The sequence below is a fragment of the Aeromonas sp. JL9 genome, assembly GCF_024436075.1.
Taxonomy (GTDB): domain Bacteria; phylum Pseudomonadota; class Gammaproteobacteria; order Enterobacterales; family Aeromonadaceae; genus Aeromonas; species Aeromonas veronii.
In genome coordinates this window covers 34,128-54,774 of the sequence record NZ_JANFNV010000026.1, presented here as the reverse complement: position 1 = coordinate 54,774, position 20,647 = coordinate 34,128, and the positions used below count along the sequence as shown (strand labels likewise).

Annotated in this window: 16 protein-coding genes; 10 read left to right on the top strand and 6 right to left on the bottom strand. The window is 59.2% G+C overall.

The annotated features are described in order from the left end of the window. The first annotated feature begins 84 nt into the window (after positions 1–84). Entirely contained in the window at positions 85–474 is a 390-nt protein-coding gene (locus NOM06_RS16400) for a GNAT family N-acetyltransferase (RefSeq protein WP_255912379.1), read from the top strand. Between the two features lie 122 nt (positions 475–596). Here NOM06_RS16400 and eno read toward each other — a convergent pair whose 3' ends face one another. From eno to rlmD, 5 genes are all read right to left on the bottom strand, one after another. Beyond that, positions 597–1,898: a phosphopyruvate hydratase gene (gene eno / locus NOM06_RS16395; protein ID WP_005335583.1), complete on the bottom strand. Its 1,302-nt coding sequence runs from the start codon at positions 1,896–1,898 to the stop codon at positions 597–599. A gap of 89 nt (positions 1,899–1,987) precedes the next feature. Further along, entirely contained in the window at positions 1,988–3,625 is a 1,638-nt protein-coding gene (pyrG, locus tag NOM06_RS16390) for a glutamine hydrolyzing CTP synthase (protein WP_005343329.1), read from the bottom strand. Between the two features lie 141 nt (positions 3,626–3,766). Further along, positions 3,767–4,564 carry a nucleoside triphosphate pyrophosphohydrolase gene (gene mazG / locus NOM06_RS16385; RefSeq protein WP_005343326.1) on the bottom strand — a complete coding sequence of 266 codons (798 nt, stop codon included), beginning with the start codon at positions 4,562–4,564 and terminating at the stop codon, positions 3,767–3,769. Positions 4,565–4,637: 73 nt separating this feature from the next. Then, a complete protein-coding gene (relA, locus tag NOM06_RS16380; protein ID WP_005335588.1) occupies positions 4,638–6,851 on the bottom strand; it encodes a GTP diphosphokinase in 2,214 nt (737 codons plus the stop codon). 231 nt (positions 6,852–7,082) lie between these two features. Beyond that, positions 7,083–8,405 (bottom strand): 23S rRNA (uracil(1939)-C(5))-methyltransferase RlmD, encoded by a 1,323-nt coding sequence (rlmD, locus tag NOM06_RS16375; RefSeq protein WP_255912377.1) that lies wholly within the window; start codon positions 8,403–8,405, stop codon positions 7,083–7,085. Between the two features lie 153 nt (positions 8,406–8,558). Here rlmD and barA point away from each other — a divergent pair, with 153 nt between their 5' ends. The 7 genes from barA to galE all read left to right on the top strand — a co-directional run bounded on the left by barA (position 8,559) and on the right by galE (position 17,560). After that, a complete protein-coding gene (gene barA / locus NOM06_RS16370) occupies positions 8,559–11,276 on the top strand; it encodes a two-component sensor histidine kinase BarA (RefSeq protein WP_255912374.1) in 2,718 nt (905 codons plus the stop codon). An 89-nt stretch (positions 11,277–11,365) separates the two neighbouring features. Beyond that, positions 11,366–11,845, top strand: a complete 480-nt coding sequence (locus NOM06_RS16365) for a DUF1456 family protein (RefSeq protein ID WP_005343323.1) — start codon at positions 11,366–11,368, stop codon at positions 11,843–11,845. 34 nt (positions 11,846–11,879) lie between these two features. Continuing rightward, entirely contained in the window at positions 11,880–12,767 is an 888-nt protein-coding gene (locus NOM06_RS16360) for an N-acetylmuramoyl-L-alanine amidase (RefSeq protein WP_255912372.1), read from the top strand. Between the two features lie 155 nt (positions 12,768–12,922). Continuing rightward, positions 12,923–13,390, top strand: a complete 468-nt coding sequence (locus NOM06_RS16355; protein ID WP_005362843.1) for a Dps family protein — start codon at positions 12,923–12,925, stop codon at positions 13,388–13,390. Between the two features lie 290 nt (positions 13,391–13,680). Continuing rightward, positions 13,681–15,330 (top strand): hydroxylamine reductase, encoded by a 1,650-nt coding sequence (gene hcp, locus NOM06_RS16350; protein ID WP_255912381.1) that lies wholly within the window; start codon positions 13,681–13,683, stop codon positions 15,328–15,330. Between the two features lie 111 nt (positions 15,331–15,441). Then, positions 15,442–16,428: a hybrid-cluster NAD(P)-dependent oxidoreductase gene (locus NOM06_RS16345; protein ID WP_255912369.1), complete on the top strand. Its 987-nt coding sequence runs from the start codon at positions 15,442–15,444 to the stop codon at positions 16,426–16,428. Between the two features lie 118 nt (positions 16,429–16,546). Continuing rightward, a complete protein-coding gene (galE, locus tag NOM06_RS16340) occupies positions 16,547–17,560 on the top strand; it encodes a UDP-glucose 4-epimerase GalE (RefSeq protein WP_255912367.1) in 1,014 nt (337 codons plus the stop codon). 70 nt (positions 17,561–17,630) lie between these two features. Here the strand turns inward: galE and NOM06_RS16335 are convergent, their stop codons facing one another. Next, on the bottom strand, positions 17,631–18,344 hold the full coding sequence (locus NOM06_RS16335) for a phosphatase PAP2 family protein (RefSeq protein WP_255912365.1): 714 nt from the start codon (positions 18,342–18,344) through the stop codon (positions 17,631–17,633). Positions 18,345–18,602: 258 nt separating this feature from the next. On the opposite strand from NOM06_RS16335, the gene mpl reads away from it, so the two are divergent. Continuing rightward, positions 18,603–19,973, top strand: a complete 1,371-nt coding sequence (mpl, locus tag NOM06_RS16330) for a UDP-N-acetylmuramate:L-alanyl-gamma-D-glutamyl-meso-diaminopimelate ligase (RefSeq protein WP_255912363.1) — start codon at positions 18,603–18,605, stop codon at positions 19,971–19,973. Next, positions 19,970–20,581 carry a flavin prenyltransferase UbiX gene (locus tag NOM06_RS16325; protein WP_124928573.1) on the top strand — a complete coding sequence of 204 codons (612 nt, stop codon included), beginning with the start codon at positions 19,970–19,972 and terminating at the stop codon, positions 20,579–20,581. Before mpl ends, NOM06_RS16325 begins: the two co-directional genes overlap by 4 nt. Positions 20,582–20,647 lie beyond the last annotated feature (66 nt).

Here is a 20,647-nt window from a genome sequence, read left to right as displayed (position 1 = left end):
GTTTTGTTATCCGGTTTGAAGCCGTATGACCACTCCCTTTTGTGGGCAACTGTCAGGTGAATACCATCTCCATACACACTGACCATGGAGTTTGCCTCTGATCCCTGCTTTACCTCTCCCACCATGGTGGCGCAGTTGATGGCAAGCGTGGTGCGGCTGGAGCAAACGGGGGAGTCGCTAGAGTGGGCGATTGTCGAGCGGAAGAGCAATAAGGTGATCGGCACCTGCGGCCTGCACAGTTTCAGTGAGGCGGGCCACTGCTGCGAGGTGGGTTGCCTGCTCAATGCGGCCTATTGGCGCAGAGGGTTTATGTCGGAGGCGCTGGGATTGCTGTTCGCCCACGCCAGCACGTTGGGAGTCACCCGCCTCACCGCAGATATCGATGCAGATAACGTCCGCTCTATCGCCCTGTTTGAAAAGCTGGGCTTCAAGGCGCATGCAGGGCGCTATCAGCGCATGCTCCCCTTTGTCTGACCCGAGACCAGAGCCACAGCCCCTCACCTCTCAGGCTGTTGTGGCAAGGATCAGGCATAAAAAAACCGGAACCCAAGGGTTCCGGTTTTTTTCATTCCAGCCGAGGCTGGCAAACCAGCAAATTAAGCCTGGTTTTTAACTTCTTTCAGACCGCGGAAAGGAGCTTTGGCACCCAGAGCTTCTTCGATACGGATCAGCTGGTTGTACTTGGCAACACGGTCAGAACGGCTCATGGAACCGGTCTTGATCTGGCCAGCAGCGGTACCAACAGCCAGGTCGGCGATGGTAGCGTCTTCGGTCTCACCGGAGCGGTGGGAGATGACGGCAGTGTAGCCAGCGTCTTTGGCCATCTTGATGGCAGCCAGAGTTTCGGTCAGGGAACCGATCTGGTTGAACTTGATCAGGATGGAGTTGGCGATGCCGTTGTCGATACCGCGCTTCAGGATCTTGGTGTTGGTTACGAACAGGTCGTCACCCACGATCTGGATTTTCTTGCCCAGTTCAGCAGTCTGGTAGGCGAAACCTTCCCAGTCAGATTCGTCCAGGCCATCTTCGATGGAGACGATCGGGAACTTGGTGGTCAGGTCAGCCAGGAAGTCGGAGAAACCGTTGGAGGTGAAGACACGACCTTCGCCTTTCAGGTTGTACTCTTTCTTCTCTGCGTCGTAGAACTCGGAAGCAGCGCAGTCCATAGCCAGGGTGATGTCGGTGCCCAGTTTGTAACCGGCAGCGGCAACGGCTTCAGCGATAACTTCCAGCGCTTCGGCGTTGGATTTCAGGTTCGGAGCGAAACCACCTTCGTCACCAACTGCAGTGTTGTAGCCCTTGGACTTCAGCACTTTGGCCAGGTTGTGGAACACTTCTGCGCCCATGCGAACGGCTTCTTTCAGGGTCTTGGCGCCAACCGGCTGGATCATGAACTCCTGGATGTCGACGTTGTTGTCGGCGTGCTCACCACCGTTGATGATGTTCATCATCGGCAGCGGCATGGAGTAAACACCCGGGGTGCCGTTCAGCTCGGCGATGTGGGCGTACAGCGGCATGCCTTTGGCAGCAGCGGCAGCTTTGGCGTTAGCCAGGGAAACAGCCAGGATGGCGTTGGCGCCGAACTTGGATTTGTTCTCGGTACCGTCGAGGTCGATCATGATCTGGTCGACAGTGGCCTGGTCCTTGGCATCTTTACCCAGCAGAGCTTGAGCGATCGGGCCGTTTACGGCTTCGATGGCTTTCAGCACGCCTTTACCCAGGAAACGGCTCTTGTCGCCGTCACGCAGTTCCAGCGCTTCGCGGGAACCGGTGGACGCGCCAGACGGAGCGGCTGCCATACCAACAAAACCACCTTCCAGGTGAACTTCGGCCTCAACGGTCGGGTTACCACGGGAGTCGATGATTTCACGACCGATCACTTTAACGATCTTGGACATGTGTATTTCCTCAGGTTTCGTAAAAAAACAACAAAAATATGCCAAAAAAAGCGGCTGTGGCACAGTGCCCCAACCGCATTTATTTTCAATTACTTCAAATTACGCTTCTGATACTCGCCTGCCGCCTTCACAAAACCGGCGAACAGAGCGTGGCCATCACGAGGAGTTGAGGTGAACTCCGGGTGGAACTGCGCAGCCACGAACCAGGGGTGATCCGGGATCTCGATGATTTCCACCAACTTCTTGTCGGCGGAGAGACCGGTCACTTTCAGACCTGCCGCTTCAATCTGCGGCAGCAGCTTGTTGTTGACTTCGTAACGGTGACGGTGACGCTCGTAAATAGTCGGGCTGCCGTACATCTGACGCACCTTGGAATCTTCGACCAGGTGGCAGAGCTGGGAACCCAGACGCATGGTACCGCCCAAATCGGACTTCTCGGTACGGGTCTCGATATTGCCCTCTTCATCAACCCACTCGGTGATGAGGCCGACGACCGGATAGGCGCAATCTTTCTTGAATTCGGAGGAGTGAGCCCCTTCCATGCCCGCTACGTTGCGAGCGAATTCGATCATGGCAACCTGCATGCCGAGGCAGATACCCAGGTAGGGGATCTTGTTCTCGCGGGCATACTGGGCAGCCAGGATTTTGCCTTCCACACCGCGCTCACCAAAGCCACCCGGCACCAGGATTGCGTCCAGACCTTCCAGCAGCTCGGCGCCACGGGTCTCGATATCCTGAGAGTCGATGTACTTGATGTTGACGGAGTGACGGGTCTTGAGACCACCGTGCTTGAGCGCCTCGTTGACGGACTTGTAGGCGTCCGGCAGGGAGACGTACTTACCGACCATACCGATGGTCACTTCACCAGTCGGGTTGGCCTCTTCGTAGATAACCTGTTCCCACTCGGACAAATCAGCCTCTTTGCACTCCAGACCGAAACGCTCGGTGAAGTAGGAGTCCAGATTCTGGGATTTCAGCAGTGCCGGGATCTTGTAGATGGAGTCGACGTCTTTCATGGAGATGACGGCGCGCTCGGGCACGTTGCAGAACAGGGCAATTTTGGCGCGCTCATTGGCCGGAATGGCACGGTCGGAGCGGCAGATCAGTACATCCGGCTGGATACCGATGGAGAGCAGCTCTTTGACGGAGTGCTGGGTCGGCTTGGTCTTCACTTCACCGGCCGCAGCCAGGTAAGGAACCAGCGTCAGGTGCATGAACATGGCGTTGTTGCGGCCCACTTCGGCAGCCAGCTGACGAATGGCTTCGAGGAACGGCAGGGACTCGATGTCACCCACGGTACCGCCCACTTCGACGATGGCAACCTGATGGCCTTCGGCACCGGCAATCACCCGCTCTTTGATGGCGTTGGTGATGTGCGGGATAACCTGAATGGTGGCGCCCAGATAGTCACCACGACGCTCTTTACGCAGTACGTCGGCGTAGATACGGCCGGTGGTAAAGTTGTTGCGACGGGTCATCTTGGTGCGGATGAAACGCTCGTAGTGGCCCAAATCCAGATCGGTTTCGGCCCCGTCCTCGGTTACGAACACTTCACCATGCTGGGTCGGGCTCATGGTGCCCGGATCCACGTTGATGTACGGGTCCAGTTTCATGATGGTCACATCCAGACCACGGGCTTCCAGAATGGCTGCCAGAGAAGCTGCGGCAATGCCTTTGCCGAGGGATGAAACAACGCCACCAGTAACAAAAATATATTTGGTCGTCATGCTGAACCTGAAAGAAGTTTAGGGAATTTTAAGGGGTGCTTCGGGGATGAAGCAGGACGGGGAAACAGTATACCAAAAACCCCTCTCCCAAACAATGAGCAAAAATCTATCAGGCTCACCGCCCCCCCATCTTGCGCCAAATCAACTTTGCTCGGTTTCCTTCGCCTTATCCCAGGCGGCATCGAGCTTTTCGAGGGTGCAATCGGTCATTTTCAACCCTTCTGCGGCGATTATCTGCTCAACCTGACGAAAACGACGTTCGAACTTGGCGTTGGCACCTCGCAGTACCTGCTCCGGATCCTTGCCCAGATGACGCACCAGATTGACGGTGGCAAACAACAGGTCGCCGAGCTCGTCGCTCACCCGCGCCTCGTCCACATCGGCCATCAATGCCTCTTCCATCACCTCGTCGATCTCTTCGTGGATCTTGTCCACCACAGGCCCCAGCGTCTTCCAGTCAAAACCAACGGTGGCGCAGCGTTTCTGAATTTTGGCGGCACGGGTCAGGGCCGGCAGCGCCTGCGGGATATCGTCCAGCACGCTCTCTTTGTCGAGGGCCGCTCGCTCTTTGGCTTTTTCTGCCTCCCAGTTCGCTTTTACCGCTTTCTCGTCGCCAAGGTCTGCATCGGAAAAAACGTGGGGATGACGGCGAATGAGTTTCTCGCTCACCGTATCGACGATATCGGCAAAGTCAAACAGCCCACGCTCCTTACCCAGCTGGGCGTAAAACACCACCTGAAACAGCAGGTCGCCCAGCTCCCCTTTCAGCCCCTGCCAATCTTCGGTCTCGATGGCATCGGCCACCTCGTAGGCCTCTTCCAGGGTGTGCGGCACTATGGTCTGGAAGTCCTGTTTCAGATCCCAGGGGCAGCCGTTTTGCGGATCACGCAAACGAGCCATGATATCGAGCAGTTGGGGTAGATCGTAACGTTGGGACATGGAATATTCGCTTTCGATTTGTTCAAAAAGGGTCGTAAATGCAGACCGGCCACTGGGGCCGGTCGGTTCGCTATCAAAGCCGCTTGGCGCTAATTACGTCATTGAGCTGACTGAGCTTGGCCAACGCCCGGTTGAAGGCGTTGATGTTGTAAATCTCCAGCTCCATGTCGATCTCGGCAGTCTGCTCGCGCACGTTGGAGCGTGAGCGCACCCCCATCACATTGATCTTCTCGTTGGCCAGCACGGTAGTGATATCGCGCAGCAGGCCGGAGCGATCGTTAGAGATGATCCGGATGGTGAGGCCGTAACCGCCGGAGTAGTTCTCCCCCCACACCGCATCGATCAGCCGCTCGGGGTTGCGACGTGACAGCTCCTTGAGCTGCTCGCAATCTTCCCGGTGGATGGACACCCCGCGCCCCATGGTGATAAAGCCCTGAATGGAGTCTCCAGGGATCGGCTGACAGCAGCGGGCAATATGGGTCATCAGGTTGCCGACCCCTTCCACCACGATATGGTCTTTGGGCTTGTGGCGCATTGGCGCATTGGCCTTCTGCTCCAGCTTCTCCAACAGGCGGCGATCTTCCTCTTCCGCCGTCGGCTTGTTGTAACAGGTGTCGAGATAGTTGAGCACCTGGTTGATGCGGATATCGCCGCTGCCGATACCGGCCAGCAGATCGTCGGTGCTCTCCAGATTGAAGCGGCGCAGCATGTTGCCCTTGTCGATCTTGGACATGCTGAGGTTGTGGCGATCCAGCTCCTTCTCGAACAGCTCGCGACCGGCCACGATATTCTTGTCCCGATCCAGTTTTCTGAACCAGGTCGCCACCTTGGCCCGCGCCCGGCTGGAGCGCAGGAAGCCGGCGTTGGGGTTCATCCAGTCGCGGCTCGGGTTGGGCTCTTTCTGGGTGATAACCTCCACCTGATCGCCGGTCTGCAGCGCGTAGGTGAATGGCACGATGCGGCCGTCAATCTTGGCGCCGATGCAACGGTGACCAATCATGCTGTGGACGTGATAGGCAAAATCGAGCGGGGTGGCGCCTGCCGGCAGGTCGATAACATCCCCTTTCGGGGTGAAGACGTAGACTCTGTCCTCGAACACCTGACTGCGCAGATCTTCCAGCAGGGAGCCGCTCTCGGAGAGATCTTCCTGCCAGGCGAGCAGTTTGCGCAGCCACTCGATCTTGTCTTCGAAGGTGTTGGCCTTGCCACCTGCCTGTGCCCCTTCCTTGTAGCGCCAGTGCGCCGCGACGCCGAGTTCGGCATCCTGATGCATCTGGTCGGTACGGATCTGGATCTCGACGGTCTTGCCCTCTGGCCCCACCACGACGGTGTGGATCGACTGATAGCCGTTGGGTTTGGGGTTGGCGACATAGTCGTCAAACTCGCGAGGAATGTGGTGGAACTGGGTATGCACGATACCAAGCGCCGCATAGCAATCCTGCAGCCGCTTGGTCACTACCCGCACTGCGCGCACGTCGAACAACTCGTTGAACTCGAGGTGCTTCTTCTGCATCTTGCGCCAGATGCTGTAGATATGTTTCGGGCGGCCGTACACCTCGGCGTCAACTCCCGCCTCTTTCAACCCATTACGCAGGGATTGCACAAACTCGCGGATGTAGCGCTCGCGGTCGAGCCGCTTCTCGTCGAGCTGCTTGGCGATCTGCTTGTAGGTATCCGGGTGCAGGTAACGGAAGGCGAGATCTTCCAGCTCCCACTTGAGCTGGCCGATGCCCAAACGGTTGGCGAGCGGCGCATAGATGTTGGTGATCTCCTGGGCCATCAGCACCCGGGTCTCTTCATCTGCCGTCTTCGCTTCCCGCAGGCAGGCGATCCGCTCCGCCAGCTTGATCACCACGGCGCGCACATCCTCGACCATGGCGAGCAACATGCGACGCACGTTGTCGACCTGCTCCGGCGAGGTTTCGCTGCGATGGAGGGTCTGCAGGGAGCGGATGGCCTCCATCTCCAGCACCCCTTCCACCAGCTTGGCGATCTTGGAGCCGAAATCCTCATCCATCCGCTCCTGGCTGATGAGACCGGCTTCGACGAAGGGGTAGATGATGGCGGCCTTGAGGGTACCGATATCCATGCTGAGCATCTGCAGAATGCCCACCATTTCGATGCCGCGCACCAACAGCTTGCTGGTCAGCGCCTCGTCACCGAGCGTCAGACAATACTGGTAGACGGTTCGCAGCTGATCCTTTTCACTGTCACTCAAGGAGAGCGAGCTGACCCACTCTTCCAGGGTGAAGTTGTCTTTCAAATGAATATCGCGAACCGCAACCATGGTATCAATCCTTTAAATTATCGGGCCGAAAGCTGTCACTTTCTCCCCTCATGAGATTGCCTCAAATGGGGATATCCAGCGCACTTTTCAAGGCATATTGTCCAGAAAGACAATAGAGCGCGCCAACAGGCCCTGCCGAACGACGAGGGTCTAGATTACCCCAATCACACCAGCTCAAACAGCCGCAGACATGCCAGATTACATATCCGCATCGCCGAACTGATGAGTCATTTACTCCCGTTCAAACAGCGCCATGGACTCCAGATGACCGGTGTGAGGGAACATGTCGAGCATGCCGAGGCGCACCAGACGGTAACCCCCTTTCACCAGCACCTGACTGTCCCGCGCCAGGGTGACCGGGTTACAGGAGACGTAGACCACCCGCTTGGGGGAAAGTTTCACGACGTGTCCCATCACTTCCAGCGCGCCTGGGCGAGCCGGATCCAGCAGTACCAGATCAAACCCTTCCCGCGCCCAGGACATGCCGACAATGTCATCGCTCAGGTCGGCTTTGTAGAAACGGGCATTGGTGATGCCGTTGCGACGGGCGTTCTCTTCGGCCCGCTGCACCATGGCCAGTTCACCTTCCACACCCACCACTTCGCGAGCCTGACGGGCCAGCGGCAGGGTGAAGTTGCCGATGCCGCAGAAGAGATCGAGCACCTTGTCATCCTTGCTCGCCCCGAGCCATGTCAGCGCCTGCTCCACCATGCTCTGGTTGATGGGGCCGTTGACCTGAATGAAATCACCGGGAGCAAATGCAAGAGACAGGCCATCCAGCGAGTAGGATGGGGAAAATTGTTGCTGCAGCGCTTCGATGCGATCATCGGCCGCTTGCAGATAGAGGTCGATCCCCTGCGCTTTTGCAAACTCCACCAGCAGGGCGCGATCCGCCTCATTGGGGCGGCCGGTGTGGCGCAGCAGCATCATGATCCCCTGCTCGGCCTGGATAAGCTCCGCATGGCCCAGCTCGCGCTGGCTCTTGAGGCGATTGAGGCACTCACGCAGCGGGGCAATCAGCGCAGAGAGCGGCTCGGCCAGTACAGGGCAACTGTCGATCTCCACCAGATCGTTGCTGTTGCGGCGGCGGAAACCAACCCGGGTGCAGCGACCGTTCTTGTCAAATTTGATGGCCAGACGACAGACCCGGCGATAGGCACGATCTTCACCGGTCAGTACCGGCTCCAGCGCTGGCGCCTTGATGTTGCCCAACCGCTCGAACAGGCTGACCAGTCCCGCCGCCTTGGCGGCTTGCTGATCGGCAACCAACATGTGCTGGGCACTGCAACCGCCGCACTCGCGATAATGGCTGCAAAAGGGAGCGATACGATTGGCCGCCGGGGTCACCACCTGTTGCAAGGCGGCGTGACCATACTGTTTTTTCTCTTCGGTGATGCGTGCCTTGACGGTCTCGCCGGGCAGTGCCCCTTCGACGAAGATCGCCTTGCCCTGATGGCGACCGATACCGACGCAGTGGTGATCGAGGGTGTCTATCGTAAATTCAATGCGTTGGAGCTGGGTGGACTTCTTTTGGGGCTTGAAAAACTGGGCCATAAAACTTGGTGCCTATAGGTGGCTATGTCATGATTGTGGAATCTGCTGCCGGGTATTGTCCCACAAGAATAATAGTATGACCAAATACGGCCACAGAGCCCGTGTATTGCCATCAACCCTATCGCCAACCCTGTTCACTGGTGGCCTGTTCGTATGACCAAATATGGCCTGAGAGCACGCGTTCTCGCCTTCACCATCCTGCCGACCCTGATCATCGGTGGCCTGATGGCCGGTTACTTCACCTTCCACCGCTACCAGCAGCTGGAAAACAACCTCATTGATCAGGGGATCAACATCATCGAACCGCTGGCGATCGCCAGTGAATACGGGATGACCCAGCACAGTCGAGAATCCCTCAAGCGACTGATTGGCCTGACCCACCGCAAGAACTCCCCCTTCATCAAGTCCATCGCTGTCTTCACCCAGGACAACCAGCTGTTCGTTACCTCGAACTATCACCGGGATTTCACCCGACTCAGGCTGCCCGATGGCGAGCCCATTCCGGATTTGACCAGCGTGACGTTTCAGGGGGACGACATCATTTTGCGCACCCCGATCCAGGCTGAAACCAGTCTGGATGGCTTCCCGCTGCCCAGCGATGTAGAGCCGCCGATGATCGGCTACATCTCGATGCAGATGGCGACCGATCGGGCCATGCTGCTGCAGTACCGCGATACCTTCTTTGCGGTGATCATGGTGCTCATCGGGGTCGCATTCAGTACCCTGTTTGGTTTCCGGCTGGTCAAGAGCGTGACCCAGCCCATCACCAACATGGTGCAGGCGGTGCACAAGATCCGGGAGGGGCGGCTCGATACCCGGGTCAGCGGCCAGCTCACCGGCGAGCTGGATATGCTGAAAAACGGCATCAACGCCATGGCCAAGGCGCTCTCCGAATATCACGAAGAGATGCAGCAGAATATCGATCAGGCAACCTCTGACCTGCGCGAAACCCTGGAGCAGATCGAGATCCAGAACGTCGAGCTCGACATGGCCAAGAAGCGGGCGCAAGAGGCGGCGCGGGTCAAGTCGGAGTTTCTGGCCAACATGTCCCACGAATTGCGTACCCCGCTCAACGGGGTCATCGGTTTTACCCGCCAGTTGCTGAAAACCAGCCTGACCCCGAGCCAGACCGACTACATGCAGACCATCGAGAAATCGGCGCGCAACCTGCTTGGCATCATCAACGACATCCTCGACTTCTCGAAGTTGGAAGCGGGCAAGCTGCAGCTGGAACATATCCCGTTCAGCCTGCGCGACACCCTCAACGAGACCATGCACCTGCTCGGCCCCAGCGCCCACGACAAGCAGCTGGAGCTTTCCCTGCGGGTGGATGCCGATGTGCCGGACTACCTCACCGGCGACCCCATGCGTCTGCAACAGGTGCTGACCAACCTCACCGGCAACGCCATCAAGTTCACCGAACAGGGCAACGTGGATGTCCATATCGAGCAGACCGGCAGTGGCAACCATAAGGTGAGGCTCAACGTCCAGATCCGCGATACCGGCATCGGCATCTCCCAAGAGCAGCAACATCAGCTGTTCCAGGCCTTCAATCAGGCCGACTCCTCCATCTCCCGCCGTTATGGCGGCACGGGCCTGGGCCTCGTCATTACCCAGAAGCTGGTGCAGCAGATGGGCGGCCAGATCCGCTTTGAATCGGAGCTCGGCAAGGGCTCCATCTTCTCGTTCAGTCTGGATGTGGAGGTCTCCCCCCTGCCCCAGACCGATCAACTGCCGCTGGATCGGATCCGTGGCAAACGGCTCTGGCTGCTGGAACCGGATCCCTTCGCGCAAGCCTCCCTGCTCGCCCTGTTGGCGGAGTGGCACCTCGATGTGCAGCCACTGAACAGCGATGAGCCCTGGCCCGAGATGAGCGAGCAGGAGATGGTGATCATCGGCAGCAGCACCCTGCATACGCCGCAGCAGGTGCTCGGCCGTCTCGACAAACTAAACGGCCAGCAGCAGAACACCATAGTACTGCTCAGCAGCCACGAGCCGGCGCTCTATGAAGCGATGCTGGCCCATGGCGCCCAGCACTGTCTCTCCAAACCGGTCAACCATCGTAAGCTGCTGCACGCCCTGCTTTCGCCGGAATCGAGCCGCCAGAAGCTGCCCGCCCAGCCTGCGCCGCGCCAGTTGCAGCCAATCAAGGTGCTGGCGGTGGATGACAACGCCGCCAACCTCAAGCTGATCGCAGCCATGCTCAAGGAGATGGTGAGTCAGGTGGTGGTGTGCAAAAACGGCAAGGAGGCGGTCAAACAGGCACAGAGCCAGCCGTTCGACATCATCTTCATGGATATCCAGATGCCGATCATGGATGGCATCAGCGCCACCCAGGCGATCCGCAACCAGTCCCTCAACACCACCACCCCGATCGTGGCGGTGACCGCCCACGCCATTCCCGGAGAACGGGAGCGGCTGATCCGGCAGGGGATGGACGACTATCTGGCCAAGCCCATCGACGAGAGCATGCTGGCCCAGCTCATCACCGACTTTGCCCATCGCCGTCACCAGAATAATGGTGCCCAACAAATCGACTGGGCACTGGCGGTGCGGCAGGCGGCAGGGAAAGAGCATCTCGCCAGAGAGATGCTGACCATGCTGCTGGCCAGTTTCGACGAGGTGGAACCAGTGCTGGATAGCGCGCTGGCTGGCGAAATTGAAGATAGCGAGGTGCTGGCCCAGCTCCATCGCCTCAACGGTGGCTGTGCCTATTCCGGGGTGCCGGGGCTGCAACGGCTGCTCTCCCAGCTGGAGCAACAGCTGCGTGACGGCGTGCCGGTGAGCGAGCTGGAACCCGAGCTGCTGGAGCTGCAAGATGCGCTGGAACTGGTGCGCCAGGAGGCGCCCCGCTATCTCGGCAAAGCTTGATGAGCTTGCTCTGAACTGTACCGGCCCCCGCTTTTTCTGACGCGAGGGCCGCCAGATGGTAAAGTTGCGCCGTTTACACAGGAGTCAGCATGACCAACAACGATATTCTGCGCCGTCTGCGCTACGCCCTCACCATCAGCAACGACCAGATGGTCGAGATGTTTGCCAAGGGCAACCTGACGGTCACTCACGCCCAGCTGCACAGCTGGTTGATGAAAGAGGCGGCGGAAGGTGAAGAGCAAGAGGCAGGCTATGTCGCCTGTCCCGACTCGGCCCTGAGCCAGTTCCTCGACGGCTTCATTATCGCCCGCCGCGGCGTGCGGGAAGATGCACCGCCCCAGGTGATCCCGAACCGGATCAACAACAACATGATCCTGCGCAAGCTGCGCATCGGTCTCAACTTCAAGGAAGAGGATATGCTCGGCACCCTCAAGCTCGCCGACTTCAACCTCTCCAAGTCCGAGCTCAGTGCCCTATTCCGCTCCAAGGATCACAAGCACTATCAGGATTGCGGGGATCAGATCCTGCGCAACTTCCTGATCGGTCTCACGGCCAAATACCGCGGCTAACCAGCCGCGCGACTGACCAGACCGGGCCTTCGACATGTGCCAGCGACTCACTCCTCCCACGCTCAGCAGCTTGGCTGCAGCAGGGGGATGGCGCTGGCGCTGTTTTCTTCCCCTCTTCTTTCTGCCACTGGTTCTGCTGCTGGGTGGTTGTACTCCGTCCGAGTACCAGCTCTCGACCCGCTATCAGAGCGCCAACCAGAACGAGCGGATCGCCTTTCTGATCCTCCACTACACCGATGAAGATGATGCTAACTCCCTGCGCCTCTTGACCGAGCCGGAGCACAAGGTAAGCGCACACTACCTGATCCCCCGCTACAGCCACAAAACACCGCTCACCGTCTATCAGCTGGTGCCGGACAGCGCGCGCGCCTGGCATGCGGGACGCAGCCGTTGGCACCAATATGCCGGGCTCAATGCCAGCTCCCTTGGCATCGAGATCGTCAACCTCGGCTATCCAGCAGAAGATGAGCCGCTGGCCCCCGATGCGCGGCGCTGGCAACCCTATACCCCGCAGCAGATTGCTGCCGTCGGCGCCCTCAGCCGGGAGCTGGTCACCCGCTACCAGATTCCACCGACCCAGGTGCTAGGCCACAGCGATGTCGCCCCCGAGCGCAAGCAGGATCCCGGCCCCCACTTCCCCTGGCGCCAGCTCTATCTGACGTACGGAGTCGGCGCCTGGCCCGATGAAGATCGGGTGGCCGAGATACTGGCCAGCCCCTTGCCCGATTGGGATGCGGCCATGTGGCAGCAGCAGTTGGCCCGCTATGGCTACGGCCTGCCCCGGAGCGGCCAGTGGGATGAGCAGAGCCGCGCCGTCATGGGCGCCTTTCAACTCCACTTTCGCGCCAGCAAGGTCGATAGCAAACCAGACCGCGAGTGTCAGGCCATCCTGATGGCGCTGCTGGAAAAATACTTCCCCTAATACTCATCCATTGTCCCCACTGCAGCGTACTGTTTGATAGCCTTTAGCTATCAAACAGTTAGGCACAAGCAATTGTCCCTGCATTTTGCAAGGCGTTATTCTGACTGCGTTCCGAAAGAGAATTTAAAACCGATTTCCAAATCTGGAGGTGAATGATGAAAAGCCCGATTGGTCTTGATACTGCTCAATCACAAGCCCTGGCAGCCGAGTTGAACAAATTGCTGGCCAGCTACCAGATCCTCTACATGAACGTGCGCGGCTTCCACTGGAATATCCGTGGCAACCAGTTCTTCGAACTGCACCTGAAATTTGAAGAGATTTACAACGACCTGCTGCTGAAAGTCGATGCACTGGCCGAGCGGATCCTGACCCTGGATGGCGTGCCCATGCACAGCTTCAGTGACTACCTGAAAGTCTCTGCCATCCCCGAGCAAAAAGGGCTGCACGATGGCCGCGCCTGTGTCGAATCCCTGCTGGATAGCTTCCGCGAACTGCTGGTCGCCCAGCGCCGTATTCTGGGCCAGGCCGCCGAAGCCGGTGATGAGGGCACGGCCTCCATCCTCTCCGACTATGTGCAGCAGCAGGAAAAACTGGTCTGGATGCTGCGCGCTTATCTGGCCTGATAGTGAACCAAGCCAGCTACAGCGTACGTATGCGGGCTTGAGTAAGTACCGGGCCGGAAGCACCTGACCAGACCACGGCCCAATCCGTCTGATTGTTATGTTCTGTTGCAAACCTGAGTTGTCTCTCCTTTTATCCACCCGCTTGCCGCCCTGTTTGGGCGGCTTTTTTTTGTTTTTGATCTGCATCAAGGGAATCTTAATTGGCAAATTGAATGCCTATTAAGTTTTTCGCGAGAGGAATAGAATCGCCACAAAACAGACAACTGAAATGTCCAATTAGGAGAGGCATGATGTTTTGTGTGCAATGTGAACAGACAATTCGTACCCCGGCTGGCAACGGCTGTGCCTACGCACAAGGTATGTGCGGCAAGACGGCGGAAACCTCGGATCTGCAGGATGTGCTGATCTACACCCTGCAGGGGCTCAGCGCCTGGGCTCTGGCCGCCCGCGAGCAGGGCATCATAGATCGCGAGATCGATGCCTTCGTGCCCAAGGCCTTCTTCGCTACCCTCACCAACGTCAACTTCGATTCCGCCCGTATCGTGGCGTACGTCAATCAGGCCCTCGCCTATCGCCAGCAGTTGGCCGATCGTCTGACCGCCATGTCGGTGCAGGTGAACGACTTGCCACACTCCGCTTACTTCGAACCCGGTGCCGAACTGCTGGAACAACTTGCCCATGCCGCGCCAGCCGCCCCCAATCGGGGCAAGAACGAGGTAAACGAGGACATCATGGGGCTGCGTCTGCTCTGTCTTTACGGCCTCAAGGGAGCCGCCGCCTATATGGAGCACGCCCGGGTGCTGGCTCAGCAGAGTGACGAGGTGGCCGCCGAATTCCACCGCATCATGAGCTGGCTCAGCACAGATCCGAGCGAAATGGGTCGGCTGTTCAGCTGTGCGATGGAGATCGGTCAGCTCAACTTCAAAATCATGGAAATGCTGGATCTCGGTGAAACCAGCGCCTTCGGTCACCCGGAACCCACCCAGGTGCGCGTAACCCCCATTCCCGGCAAGTGCATTCTGGTCTCCGGCCACGACATGATGGATCTCAAACTCATTCTGGAGCAGACCAAGGGGACCGGCATTCATGTCTACACCCACGGCGAGATGCTGCCCGCGCTGGCCTATCCCTTCTTCAAGCAGCACCCCCATCTGGTGGGCAACTACGGCTCCGCCTGGCAGAACCAGCAGAAGGAGTTTGCCAACTTCCCGGGCGCCGTGGTGATGACCTCCAACTGCATCATCGACCCGAATGTGGGCAACTACTCGGATCGCATCTTCACTCGCTCCATCGTCGGCTGGCCGGGCGTCACCCATCTTGAGGGGGATGATTTCTCCGCCGTGATCGCCAAGGCCCAAGCGCTGGAAGGCTTCAAGCACACCGAACTCGAACACTTCATCACCATCGGCTTTGCCCGCAACGCCCTGATGCAGGCCGCCCCCGCGGTGATTGAGAAGGTCAAAGCCGGAGAGATCAGCCACTTCTTCCTGGTGGGTGGCTGTGACGGTGACAAGGCCGAGCGCGCCTACTTCACCGAGTTTGCCAAGGCGGCGCCGCGCGACAGCCTGCTGCTCACCCTGGGCTGCGGCAAATACAAGTTCAACAAGCTCGACTTTGGCGACATCGGTGGCATTCCCCGTCTGCTGGACGTGGGTCAGTGCAACGATGCCTACTCCGCCATCCAGTTGGCGCTGGCGCTCTCCGAAGCGTTCGAGTGCGGTGTCAACGATCTGCCGCTGACGCTGGTGCTCTCCTGGTTCGAGCAAAAAGCCATCGTCATTCTGCTCACCCTGCTCTCCCTCGGGGTGAAGGACATCCGCACCGGCCCGACCGCCCCCGCCTTCCTCACCCCGGCGCTGCTCAAGGTACTGGAGGAGCAATTTGGCCTGAAAGGGACCACCACGGCCGAGGCTGACCTAGCCGAGATCCTGGCGGCCTGATCGGTACCTCATGTTGTAAGCGTTTGGCGAGCCGCCCGGCTCGCCTTTTTTCTGGACCCGGTTTTTTCACCAGACGTTTTTCGAACCGTTTCAAATCTAAGGAGCCTTGTGATGACCTCTCTCACGCTCACCTGCATTGGCCGCCAACAGAACACCCACGACGTGGTGAGCTGGCAGCTGGCGCCGCTTTCTGGCAGCCTCCCTCCCGTACTGGCAGGCCAGTGCATCACCCTGCACACCGAGATCGACGGCCAGCCCCACTGCCGTGCCTATACCCTCTCCTCCAGCCCGCAGGATGCCTGCTGGCAGGTCACCATCAAGGATGTGGGACGAGTCTCCCGCCATCTGCACCAGACCCTGCAAGTGGGCGACGAGATCCGGGTGGATGGGCCGTTCGGCGATTTCAACCTGACCAACCTCCCTTGCAAACGGCCACTGCTCTTGAGCGCTGGTTCCGGCATCACCCCCATGTGGGCCATGTTGCGGGACGAGCTGGCCAAACGGCCGGATGCCGATATCCGCTTTATCCATAGCGCCCGCTCGCCAGCAGATGTGATCTTCGCAGACGAGTTGGCTACTCTGGCTGCGGCTCATTCAGGCGTGCTCCATGCCCTGATACTGGAAGAGGCGCCGAAGGCTCATCCCTGGGTGGGCCGACTCACCCCCGCCATGCTGGCCGAATTGGCCCCGGATCTGAGCGAACGCCATGTCTATCTCTGCGGCCCGGCACCCTATATGGCTTCGGTCTGCAGCATGCTGGCTGAGCTGGGACTGCCGCCGGAGCAGCTGCATCAGGAGTCTTTTGGCCTTCCTCCAGCAGAGCCCGCCACCACCAGCGACCACTTCTGGCTGACCCTGAAAAAAAGCGACAAAAAGGTGAAGATCCTGCCGGGTCAGACCCTGCTGGCGGCGCTGGAAGCGGCGGGCGAAACCATAATGGCTGCTTGCCGCGCTGGGGTATGTGGCAGCTGTCGTTGCACCATCACAGGTGACATCGAGCGCCAGAGCGTGATGACCTTGAGTGCGCAGGATCTGGAGAGCGGCGTTGCTCTGGCCTGCTCCTGCACCGCAAAAGGGGATATCAGTCTCGATTATTGAGGCGTGGTGCAGGCTTTTGTGAGGTGCGGTGAAGGCGTCATCGGTATCCCAAGCTTTTCCCAAGTAGACAGGGGCGCTAGACTCTGCCCCCAGTTTCACCAGAACACGGGATAAAAAAATGACAATACTGGTCACAGGGGGCGCCGGCTATATCGGCTCCCACACCCTGGTTGAGCTGCTCGGCGCGGGGCAGCAGGTCGTGGTACTCGACAACCTCTCCAACTCCTCACCGGAGTCACTCAAGCGGGTCGAGCAGATCACCGGCAAACCGGTCACCTTCGTCGAAGGGGATGTGCTGGACAGAGCCTGCCTGCAGCAGCTGTTTGCCAACCACCAGATCGAATCGGTCATTCACTTCGCCGGCCTCAAGGCGGTCGGGGAGTCGAGCCAGATCCCGCTCACCTACTACCAGAACAACATCAGCGGTACTCTGGTGCTGTGCGAAGAGATGGCCAAGGCGGGCGTGTTCCGGCTGGTGTTCAGCTCTTCTGCCACCGTGTATGGCGATCCCGCTTCGGTGCCGCTACGGGAAGATTTCCCCACCAGCGCCACCAACCCCTACGGCCGCTCCAAGCTGATGGTGGAAGAGATCCTGCGCGACGTGTCCAAATCCGATCCGCGCTGGGCCATCGTACTGCTGCGCTACTTCAACCCGGTCGGCGCCCACGAGAGCGGCCTGATTGGTGAAGATCCCAACGGCATTCCCAACAACCTGCTGCCTTATATCAGCCAGGTGGGTGTCGGCAAGCTCAAGGAGCTGGGGGTATTTGGCAACGACTATCCAACGCCAGACGGGACCGGCGTGCGTGACTACATCCATGTGGTGGACTTGGCCATCGGTCACCTGAAAGCGCTGGCGCGCATCAAGAGTGACACCGGCGTCTTCACCTACAACCTGGGTACCGGTCAGGGCTACTCGGTACTGGAGATGGTCAAGGCGTTTGAAGCCGCCAGCGGCCGCCCCATTCCCTACCAGATCAAACCCCGTCGCCCGGGCGACATCGCCGAGTGCTGGGCAGAGCCGACGCTGGCCCGTGCCGAGCTGGGCTGGCAGGCAGAGCGTGGTCTGGAGCAGATGATGGTCGATACCTGGCGCTGGCAAAGCAACAACCCGAACGGCTATCAAGGCTGATGCTCTAGCGGACTGATAATAAAACGCCCCGACATCAAGATGTCGGGGCGTTTTATTTTGCGGTGCTCAATCAGTGGGTCTGGCAGTGGGTCTGGCTGCGCAGCAACGGCAATGGTGCGAGATAGGGAACGATTCGCGCGATCAGCCGATCCGCCAGCGGGGTCAGCAGTAACCAGGGCAGGCAGAGGGTCGCCAGCCCCAGTGCGCCGACATAGACATCGGTAAACCAGTGGGCGCCCGCCAGAATGCGCGGCGCGGAAAAGATCGGCACCATCAGCAATGCACTGACACCGGCCCAGCGCGGCAGATAGCGCAGGGCAAAACCGGCGAAGATCATCAGGAACAGGGCGTGATCCCCCGGGAAGCTATCGCCGGAAGAGTCCTTGGTCGGGATCGCACTGAGATGGGTGACTCGCAAGGCGTCGCTCACCATCAGGGTCGGGCTGGGGCGCTCCACCGGCAGTTGATGACCAAGCTGATTGATCGCCAGCGCACTCAGCAGCATCACAATGCCCATCGCCACCAGCTGGCGACGACCAGCAATATCACGGGCAAAGAAACAGCGGGCCAGGATCAATCCCATGCAGGCCAATACCGCCAGATCGAACAGCCGGTTATTGGTGATGGCCACCAGATCGGCCCACAACGGCGACTGCCCGAGCCAGCCGTTAACGGTATGAAAAATCGCGAGGTCCCACTGATCCCAGGGACCATGAGCGGGCAACGCAGCCCAACTGATGGCCACCAGACCACCGACCAGATAGCAAAGCAGGAACTTGCCCATGGGGACTCTCCTTTGGAAAAAGGCGATATGGTAAAACTGTAGGGTGCGTCACAAAACCGAAGAATTGTAAGAAAGTGCGACACGAAATCAAGCCTCAAATAAAACCGACCCACCCATTCCAGCCTCGCACGCCCGAACAGTGACAAGATTTCTGCTTCCTGTGCCGCATCTGTGGGTCTCTCACCATGAGTGCGGCTTGTGCCACCACCGCAACACCCCCTAGAATGCGCACTTCCCTTTACTGCGAAAGGAAGCGGTATGCATATTCACATTCTCGGGATCTGCGGCACCTTTATGGGTGGTCTGGCGGTGTTGGCAAAACAGCTTGGTTACCGGGTGACCGGTTCGGATGCCAACGTCTATCCCCCCATGAGTACCCAGCTCGAGCAACAGGGCATCGAACTGACCGAAGGCTATGACCCCTCCCAACTCGATCCGGCGCCGGATCTGGTGGTGATCGGTAACGCCATGAGCCGCGGCAACCCCTGTGTTGAATATGTGCTGGACCGCAATCTGCCCTATATCTCCGGCCCCCAGTGGCTGCTGGAGCATGTGCTGCAGGATCGCTGGGTACTGGCCGTTGCCGGCACCCACGGCAAGACCACCACCGCCAGCATGCTGGCCTGGGTGCTGGAGTACGCCAAGCTGGAGCCCGGTTTCCTTATTGGCGGCGTGCCAGGCAACTTCCCGGTCTCCGCCCGCTTGGGCTCCGCCCCCTTCTTCGTCATCGAAGCGGACGAGTATGACTGCGCCTTCTTCGACAAGCGCTCCAAATTCGTCCACTACCACCCGCGCACTCTGGTGATGAACAACCTGGAGTTCGACCACGCGGACATCTTCCCGGATCTCGCCGCCATCCAGCGCCAGTTCCATCACCTGATGCGCACCGTGCCGAGCAATGGCCGGGTGCTGTTCCCGCAAGCCGATCACAACCTCACGGCCGTGCGCAAGATGGGCTGCTGGAGCGAAGTGGAGCTGGTGGGTCAGGATGACGCCAAGTGGAAGGCGGTCAAGCTGGCCGATGACGGCTCCGCCTTCGAGGTGTGGCTGGATGGCGAAAAGCAGGGTGAGGTGCACTGGGAGTGTATCGGCGAGCACAACGTCAACAACGGTCTGATGGCCATCGCTGCCGCCCGCCACGCCGGTGTCATGGTAGAGCATGGCATCACCGCCCTCTGCCAGTTCAAATCCCCCAAACGGCGGATGGAGCTCAAGGGTGAGGTAGCGGGCATCAGCGTCTATGACGACTTCGCCCACCACCCTACTGCCATCGAGACCACCCTCGGCGGTCTGCGCGCCAAGGTGGGTGAAGCCCGCATTCTGGCGGTGCTGGAGCCGCGCTCCAACACCATGAAGCTGGGGGTTCACAAGGAGGAGCTGGCTGGCTGTTTCGATGGTGCCGACGAGGTGTTCTTCTTCCAGCCCCCCAACATCGGCTGGGATCTCGGCGAGGTGACGGCCCATATGACCCGACCGGCCAAGGTATTCAACGATCTGGAGACCCTGATCAACCGGTTGGTAGCCGAGAGCCGTGATGGCGACCATATTCTGATCATGAGCAACGGCGGCTTCGGCGGTATTCATGACAAGCTGATCGCCCGCCTCAAGGATTACCACGGCGAACTATGAACAAAGCGATCACCTTGGCGCTGACCGGTGCCTCCGGCGCCCCCTACGCCCTGCGCCTGCTCCAGTGTCTGGTACAGGCGGATTATCGGATCTACCTGCTCGCCTCATCGGCGGCTCGTGTGGTACTCAAGACCGAGCAGCAACAGGATTGGCCGGGATCGCCGAAAGAGCTCTCTGCCTATCTTTGTCGCCAATATGGCGCCAAGGAGGGGCAGATCGTGGCCTGCGGCAAAGAGGAGTGGTTCTCGCCGGTGGCCTCCGGCTCGGCGGCCCCCAAACAGATGGTGGTCTGCCCCTGCTCCATGGGCACCGTCTCGGCCATTGCCAACGGCACCTCCGACAACCTGCTGGAGCGGGCGGCAGATGTGGTGATCAAGGAGCGTGGCCAGCTGATCCTGGTGCCCCGCGAAACCCCCTTCTCGGCGATCCATCTGGAGAACATGCTGAAACTGGCGCGGCTCGGGGTGACCATCATGCCTGCCGCGCCCGGTTTCTATCATGAGCCGAAAAGCATCGAGGATCTGGTGGACTTTATGGTCGCCCGCATCCTCGATCATCTGGGTGTCGAGCATGAGCTGACCCACCGCTGGGGCTATGGCCACCACTGAGGTGACCGCCATATCCGGCCATAAAAAAACGGCGCCACTCAATGAGTGACGCTGTTTTTTCGTTAA